This window comes from Thioclava arctica, from assembly GCF_040892615.1.
In the GTDB taxonomy this organism is placed as follows: Bacteria; Pseudomonadota; Alphaproteobacteria; order Rhodobacterales; family Rhodobacteraceae; genus Thioclava; species Thioclava arctica.
Map to the genome: position 1 here is coordinate 1 of NZ_JBFRYC010000073.1, position 257 is coordinate 257.

1 pseudogene is annotated in these 257 nt (G+C 58.4%); it reads right to left on the reverse strand.

Going from position 1 to position 257, the window contains the following annotated elements:
- Window positions 1-59: 59 nt before the first annotated feature.
- A pseudogene (locus AB4874_RS19970) lies at window positions 60-257 on the reverse strand (IS5/IS1182 family transposase); the annotation flags it as partial.

The following is a 257-nucleotide window of genomic DNA, read 5'->3' on the forward strand; positions in this document are numbered from 1 at the left end:
CCGTTTCGATCCGTTTTTCGTGACGCACCGCATGATCTGCACCTCTGGTCGACCGTTTTTCACGCCGGATTTGGGTTGATGCGGCGCAACTGGCAGAGGCGACGCATGTTGTAGGCGATGTTCTTCATCCCGATCATGGCCTTGGCTCGCACCAGCCCGATAGTGCGCACCAGAGTGCCGCCCATGTCGTTTGTCTGTGCGCCGAAGGCGTGTTCGACCCGAACCCGCACGGTGGATTTGGTTTTGTTGCTGCTCTT